General features: G+C 44.7%; 1 pseudogene. It reads right to left on the minus strand.

Annotated elements, in window-relative coordinates:
* Positions 1-707, minus strand: a pseudogene (locus BG32_RS07285) (4-hydroxybutyrate--acetyl-CoA CoA transferase); the annotation flags it as partial.

Below are 707 nucleotides of genomic sequence, written 5' to 3' on the forward strand. Positions count from 1 at the left end.
CTCAGTAAACATTTCGGTGTGAATTCCTAGGTCGTGCTTATCTTCCATAAGTCTTGCAACGGCGTTTGGAATCCCTCCGATTCCAATCTGCAAAGTTGCTCCATCTACAACAAGCGAAGAAATATGTCCCGCGATGTTCATTTCAGTCTCCGATGGTTCAGTGTCCGGCAGTTCAGGAATGTCAAAAGTGTTTTCTATCACATAATCGACCTCACTTATGTGAACGTGAGTGTCTCCATGAGTCTTCGGCGCTTTCTCATTTACTTCCAGAATTACCATCTTCGCGTTCTCTACCATATCTCTTTCATATACCGTGGACAACGAAACGGTCATGTATCCATTTCTGTCCATCGGCGAGGCAACACCCCAGAATATATCGGGTTTGTTTGCCACAATACGCTCAATACCTGCAACATGAAGATTGTTTGGGATGTATGTCACTGTCCTAAGGCCGCTGCTGACTGCCTTCCTGGCGCCCACCGAATGGAACCAAGACTCGTTCAGAAATCTGCCTTCATATTCTTTATTAACGAAGAACGGATACTCTCCAATATTCAAACAAGTTGCAACGGCCACATTCTCTACGTCCTCAACTCTGTGGAGGTTCTTTAGAAGACCCTGAGCTTCCATTGCCGCCATGCTTGTCACAATCTTTGTTCCAGACTTAATGTTTCTCAAACCTTCATCAATCGATATCTTCTTCTTTC

Origin of the sequence: Mesotoga sp. HF07.pep.5.2.highcov, from assembly GCF_003666285.1 — a bacterium.
GTDB classification, from domain to species: Bacteria; Thermotogota; Thermotogae; order Petrotogales; family Kosmotogaceae; genus Mesotoga; species Mesotoga prima.